The sequence below is a fragment of the Streptomyces sp. NPDC057702 genome (assembly GCF_042799315.1).
Lineage (GTDB): Bacteria > Actinomycetota > Actinomycetes > Streptomycetales > Streptomycetaceae > Streptomyces.
Genome location: NZ_JBHVJC010000055.1, coordinates 35,916 through 41,986, shown reverse-complemented (window position 1 = coordinate 41,986; position 6,071 = coordinate 35,916). Strand labels below are relative to the sequence as shown.

At 71.4% G+C, this 6,071-nt stretch carries 4 protein-coding genes; 2 read left to right on the top strand and 2 right to left on the bottom strand.

The genetic code is table 11. The annotated features are described in order from the left end of the window. Positions 1-159: 159 nt before the first annotated feature. Positions 160-2,454 (bottom strand): glycosyl hydrolase family 18 protein, encoded by a 2,295-nt coding sequence (locus tag ACFVFR_RS29910; protein ID WP_383707389.1) that lies wholly within the window; start codon positions 2,452-2,454, stop codon positions 160-162. 1,031 nt (positions 2,455-3,485) lie between these two features. Between ACFVFR_RS29910 and ACFVFR_RS29905 the strand changes: the two genes are divergently transcribed. Both ACFVFR_RS29905 and ACFVFR_RS29900 read left to right on the top strand, forming a co-directional pair. Then, the gene (locus ACFVFR_RS29905) at positions 3,486-4,568 is read left to right on the top strand and encodes a helix-turn-helix domain-containing protein (protein WP_383707387.1); all 1,083 of its coding nucleotides are present in this window, start codon (positions 3,486-3,488) and stop codon (positions 4,566-4,568) included. Continuing rightward, positions 4,565-5,041, top strand: coding sequence for a hypothetical protein (locus ACFVFR_RS29900; protein WP_383707385.1), 477 nt, complete (start codon positions 4,565-4,567; stop codon positions 5,039-5,041). The genes ACFVFR_RS29905 and ACFVFR_RS29900 overlap by 4 nt, the downstream gene beginning before the upstream one ends. Before the next feature lie 38 nt (positions 5,042-5,079). Here the strand turns inward: ACFVFR_RS29900 and ACFVFR_RS29895 are convergent, their stop codons facing one another. After that, a complete protein-coding gene (locus ACFVFR_RS29895) occupies positions 5,080-6,066 on the bottom strand; it encodes a helix-turn-helix domain-containing protein (protein ID WP_383707383.1) in 987 nt (328 codons plus the stop codon). Between the last annotated feature and the right edge of the window lie 5 nt (positions 6,067-6,071).

Genomic DNA, 6,071 nt, shown 5'->3' with positions numbered 1-6,071 from the left:
GGACCGACCCACCCCCGACGCGTACGCCTGTGGCCCCCCGGGTCCGCGTAGGGGCCCCGGGGGCCCCCGGGGGGGTGGGGGTGGCCCCGCGTCGGGGACCGGCCGAGCCCGTGGGCGGGCCGGCCCCCGGGGCCGGTGGCGGGCCAAAGCCCGCCGGCGCTACTCCAGGCCCTTGTCGATGGCGGACATCAGGCTGCCGTTGGGTGTGTCACCCGACATTTCCCAGATCATGGCGCCCAGCAGGTTCTTCTGCTTCATCCAGGCGGTCTTCTTCTGGATCGACCAGGCGTCGTCGAAGGACCACCACTGACCACCCGGTCCGGTGTAGCCGTAGGTGGAAATGGACTGCTCGTCGTGGTGGATGGTCATGTTGGGCACGCTGGACAGCATGTTCTGGTAGCCGCGAATACCGGCCTCCTCGGCGAACTGCCCCGGCGCGGCCCCCTTCGCCGCCTGCCACTCACCCTTCTTGCCGCCCTCGTCCACACCCTGCCAACCACGCCCGTAGAACGGGAAGCCCATGGTCAGCTTGCGCGGGTTGACCCCGGCGTCGGTGTAGATCTTCAGGGCCTCCTCGATGCTGAAGTGTGTCGGATACGGGTCGTCGGTGTCGGTGTAGAGGTTGCCCTGGTGGCCGGTACGGTTGGGCTCCCAGGAGTTGTCGCTGCCCGAGCCGTGGAAGTCGTAACCCTGGATGTTGACGAAGTCCAGGTAGTTGAAGATCTTCGACAGGTCCCAGCCCTGCTCCACCTTGACCGGGTCGGCCGGCGTGAAGGCCGTCAGCAGCTTGCGCTCGCCGCCCGTCGCGTCGAGCTGCTTGCGGAACTCGGCCAGCAGCGCCGTCAGGTTCTCCTTGTCCTTGACGTTGTAGTGGTTGCCCGGGTGGCCGCCGTCAGGCGAGCCCGGCCACTCCCAGTCGATGTCGATGCCGTCGAAGACGCCCGCACCGGTGCCCGGACCGCCCGCGCCGTTGTAGGCGGGCAGGTTGCCCTTGATCCACACGTCGATGCAGGACTTGACGAGCTTCTCCCGCGACTCGGGGGTCGCCGCCGCGTCCGAGAAGAACTTGGAGAAGGTCCAACCACCCAGCGAAACCAGCACCTTGAGGTGCGGGTGCTTGGCCTTGAGCTTCTTGATCTGGTTGAAGTTGCCGCGCAGCTTGCCCCAACCGTCGTCGGCCACGCCGTCCACCGACTGGGCCGCCGACATGGGACGGCCGTAGTCGGCGTCCGCGTCTCCCGCGCCGGTGCCCTGGTCCGGGTCCTGCGGGTTGGTGGTGGTGCCCTTGGTGACCCCGGCCATGCAGGTCAGGTTCTTCGGGTCGAGGTTCTCGAAGGCGTAGTTGATGACGTCGAGCTTGGCGGCGGCACCCGAGGTGTCCAGGTTCTTGACGAAGTACTGGCGCCCGTAGATGCCCCACTGCACGAAGTACCCGACGTTCAGGTGCTTGCCCGAACCCGCCAGGTCGTCCGTGGTGACCTTCGCGGTGTTCGAGGCGGGGGAGGAGTTCTCCGCCGCGTCCCGGGCCTTGACGGTGAAGGAGTACTCGGTGACCGGGGACAGCCCGCTGACGACGGCCGTGGTGGTGTCCGCGGCCACCGTCTTGGCCAGCTTGCCGCCCTCGTAGACGTCGTACGCCGCCACGCCCACGTTGTCCGTCGCCTTCTCCCAGCTCAGGCTGACGGTGGAGGCGGTCTTGGCGGTGGAGCGCAGGTTGCCCGGCGCGGTCGGCGGCGTCGGGTCGGTGGCCGGGTCCACGGTGGTGGCGGTCACCGGCGCGCTGAGCGGACTCGGGTTGCCCCGGGTGTCCTTGGCGCGTATCGCGTAGGTGTAGCTGGTGGCCGGCTTGAGGCCGGTGATCGTCGCCGAGGTGGTGTCCGAGGTGGCGACGGTGGCGCCGTCGCTGACGACCTCGTACGACTTGACCGGGTAGTCACCGGCCGAGGCGGCGGTCCAGTTCAGCGCGATGGTGCGCGCTGTGGCGGTGGTGACCTTGGGCGTGCCCGGCGCGGTCGGCGGCACGTCCGGCGTGCCGTCGCACTTGTCGCCGTTGACGGTGCACGTCGTGGGCGCCTTGGCCGGCCCGTTGCCGATGAACCAGTAGCTGAACGGGTCGCTCGTGCCGCCGGCCGGGATGGTGCCGTTGTAGTGCGCGTTCTTCACCGAGACATGGTTGCCGGTGACGGTCGCGTCGCCGTAGTAGTGACCGTTGGTCGTCGTGCCCGCCGGCAGGTCGAACTCCAACTGCCAGCCGTTGACGGCCTCGGAACCACTGTTGCGAATGGTGTAAGTGCCCTTCCACCAGGATCCGTTGTCCTGGATGGAGAAGGTCGCCGTCAGCTTCCCGGCCGCCTGGGCCGAGCTCGACAGACCGGTCAGTAGGGCCAGGGGCAGGACGATCGCGGTGAGCAGAGCCGCGGCTCTGCTCCGGAATCTGCGGTGATGGTGAGACATGGCTCTCTCCCTGTGGGGGGTTGACCAGGGGAAGTGCGGAACCGTGCACAGACGCGCATCACCTGGGGGCCGTGGTGCGCGTGGTGCGGGTGCCGGCGGCCAGGGAAGCAGTCGTACGGTAAATGGTCTGGACCAAGGCGTCAACGGTTTCGGCCGTCACGGCGGGACCGGAGGAGGTGCCTCCGGTGGCCCGGACCAGCCGGGCGCCGACGATGGCGCGGCGGTCGGGGTGGGGCGGGGCGCTGTCCCGGACCCCTCGCGGCCGGCCGGAGTGTGGGGGCTCCCGCGTTCACGGTGGGGCGGGAGGAAGTGTGGCGGGGCGCGCGGAATGTGGGTGCGGCACCCCATGGTGTCGCTTTGAGCGGCGCGGGTGACCGAAACTGATCGAACTCGGGCAAAACGGTTTCGGATTTTGCGAAAGTGAACATTCGAGAACCGCAAGCCGCCCATTAACGGATCGTAGTGATGGTGATCGTATGAGTGAGCGGGTAGCGTCGCGAAAGATACGGGGGTCCCGGACCGGCGCCAACCATGAGCCGGGACCACCCGCTCCTCACTGACCCATACGATCGAGGAGGGCGAGATGCCTCCTAGTCCGTTCCGCGACCCGACTGCGGTGAGCAGTGGTCCACGGGAGTCCGAAATTAGCATCCCGCGCGGCCCGGGGTTCAAAACCTGCGAACGACGTGACATCGCAGGCAACAATCCCGAACTCCCCTTGGTTATCGCCCTTTTCCCGCAGGTCGCGCCGCCCCCGCTCGCTGACGCGAGCGGCCCGCCCGCCACCTGCCGCCCCCGGTCGGCGCCTGTCGGGTCTCGCCCGCTCCCGCGCCACCGGCGCCTTCGCGTCGCGTGTCGCCCACCGCTGCCGACCGGCTGTTGCTGACAGTCCCGCGGACTCCGCCGGCGCGGTCACCCCATCTCCCTACGGCTGACCGCCGCCGGTCGGGGTTTTCCACCCCGCGATACGGAAAACTCCCCGTTTTCGCACCGCGTTTCCTTCCGCACACCTCCCGAAAGGGCGAGATGCCATGACCGCCAAGGCGCAGGGAAGCAGCCTTCCGTGCCCCAACCCGGGCTGCCCCAACACCGTCAACCAGAGCGCGGGCTCCGGCCGCCCCCGGCAGTACTGCAGCGAGGGCTGCGGCCGGGCCTACCGCAAGCTGCGCAGCTCCCAACCGGAGACCGCCGACACCGACGACTACGCCGTCCAGGTCGCCGAGCGGGCCGCCCGCCACCTCCAGGACATCGTCCGACTGGTGCGCGACGGCCAGTCCCTCAACGTCCTGGAGAAGATCACGGAGAGTCAGCTCATCACGGGCGACCTGACCGCCGCGGTCGTCCAGCAAGCACGCGCTCGCAAACGCAAGGCAGCCGACATCGCCGGCGCGATGAGCATCAGCGTCGACAAGCTCAGCCGCGACTTCTCGGCCGAGTCCTGCGCCCGCCGCCAGCACCGCCGCCTGCGCGGCTCCGCGCCCAGCGCGCCCCGCCCCCGCAAGCCCCCCGCCCCGCGCGGCAAGCCGGGCGGGTCCGGTGGCGGCGAGAGCGAGGGCCGCACCGGGTTAGCCACGCCACGGGACCCCGCGGCCTGTCTCACCCAGGCCCTGAACCACCTCCACCGCGCCAGCGGGAAGACCCTGCGCGCGGCGGGCGGCGAAAGCCACGTCACCGCCTCGTATCTGTGTCGCGTACTGGCCGGTGACCGTCTGCCCTCGTGGACGGTCACCCGCCACCTCGGCCTGGCCTACGGCGTGGACCCGGGCGACCTGCGCCCCCTGTGGGAGGCCGCCCACGGCCACGAGACGCCCCAACCCCCCACCCTGCACGCCGCCCTGCGGGGCCTGCACCTCTCCGCCGCCCGGCCCTCGCCCACCACCATCCGCACGCGGAGCGGCAACGCCCTCACGGTGACCGACATCCGCGGCATGCTGGACGGCACGGCGGTTCCCGCCTGGGAACAGGTGCGCCACCTCGTCGAGGCCCTGCACGGCCAGGCGGAGGCCATCCGCCCCCTGTGGCGGGCCGCCCGGCAGGCCGCCGATGCCGGCCGCGCCTCGCCCGCGCCCACCCCGGTCGCCCAGCGCCGGCTGCCGGCCCAGGCGTTCGGGTGACCGCGCCCGCCCCCCGGGCCCCCGCGTCGTGTGGGCGCGCGGCCGTGGTCTTCGAGGGCTTCCGCGCGCTGTACGCCGGCCCCTACTCCGCCTACGCCCGCATCCACCTGGACCGCCACCAGGCGGCGGACGCGGTGCGCCGCACCTTCGGCACGCTGGTGCGCCGCTGGCCGGGAGTCGTCGGGTGCCACAGCCCCGCGACGGTGGCCTGGGAGCACCTGGTCGCGCACACCGGAAGCCGCCACCAACCGCTGCCCCTGGGGGCGCGCTCACCCCTGGAGTACGACACGGTCGTGCTGCACCACATCCTCGGCTACAGCGTCGCGCGCACCGGCGATGTCACCGGCCACCACCCCAGCAAGATCGACTACCTGGCGCGTGCCTGGTCCCCGGCCCTCGCCGCCGAGTGCCCCACACTCCCGCGCGCGAGCCCGGCTCTCCCCGCTCCCGTGGCCCGGCCCGCGCGACCCTGACCCCGTGCCCGCCCCCGGCTCCAGCCCGCCCGCCGGCGCTAGCTCTCGCCCCGGGCCGTGGCGGGCACGGGGCGGGCCTCGCCCGGGGTGTGCCCGAAGTGGTCCCGGAAGACCCGGGTGAAGTGTGCCTGGCTCGCGAAGCCCCACCGGTGCGCGACCTCGGCGATCGTACGGTGCCTGGCTTGCGGGTCGGCGAGCTCCTCGCGGGCCCGGGCCAGCCGCTGGCGCAGGATGTAGCGCGAGGGGCTGAGCCCCGCGCTGGCGAAGATGCGGCTCAGCTGTCGGGTGGAGACCCCCACCGCCTCCGCGACCTGCTCGGCGCACAGCCGCGGGTCACCCAGGTGCCGCAGGACGTACTCCTGGGCCACGACCAGTTGCGCGGGCCGGGCCGGGGTGGCGGAGCCATCCCCGATGCGGGGCGCGGCCAGCGACCTGACCAGGTCCAACACGGTCGCCTCGGCGCTCACCGGGTCTCCGGCCCCGCGCCCGCTGGCCCAGTCGCTGAGCACCGAGCGCAGGGTGGCGACCAGCACACCCTCGGCCGCCGAGTCCCCACCGAACAACAACGGCGTCGCGACGCCGCCGGGCGCGCAGTGCTCACTGAACGTCCTGCCGGGGATGTCCACCAGGAGCTGGCGCATGGTGGAGGGGAACCCGAACAGGTAGGACTGGCGCGTGTCGTACAGCACCAGGTCACCGGCCCGCACGTTCAGACACCCACCCGCGTGGAAGAAGACGGCCTGGCCGGCGGTGAGAAGGGTGGCGAACACCGACTCCTTGGGCAGCGCCCGACAGGTGCGCGGGGTGCGCTCGATGACGTGCTCGTTGCCGGCGATCTCGGCCAGCCGCAGACCACGCAACTGCACGTTGGTCTGCGAGGCCAACAGCCCCTGCTCGGAGTAGGGCGAGCAGGTCAGGCCGACGAGGGCCTTGCGGTTGTACTCCTCCCAGAAGTCGACCCGATCGGCCGGATCGACACACCGTGTGGAGACGTGGGAGGCGGCGGGGGCCGCGGGTGTGGACATCTGAG